This is a genomic window from Cedecea sp. B1(4), assembly GCF_059414925.1.
Map to the genome: position 1 here is coordinate 1 of NZ_JCAHMZ010000100.1, position 255 is coordinate 255.

General features: G+C 58.4%; 1 protein-coding gene. It reads left to right on the forward strand.

All coding sequences use genetic code 11. The features are described 5' to 3' along the window. A partial coding sequence (locus ACR6JA_RS22240; protein WP_494599566.1) for a hypothetical protein occupies positions 1-255 on the forward strand: 255 nt, incomplete at both ends.

Sequence of the window (255 nt, forward strand, 5' to 3'; positions counted from 1 at the left end):
GAAGAACTTGGATTCGGGGCGGGCCGCGTTTCGAGCATTCCGGTTCGAGGCTATTTGGCGCGCGTCTTGTTCTGCATGGAAGAGGACAAGGGATTCGTGTCGTCGGGAACGGCGCGTGAGCGCGGCATTTTGGCAACCTATCAAAGGGCGGCATCGCTCGACCATGATTTCAGGAACGATTCGAGCCTGCAACGGCGGTTTCAAGAAAGCTATGAGCGGCATGCCGAGTATGGCCAGCGCGTGATCGACTGGTGG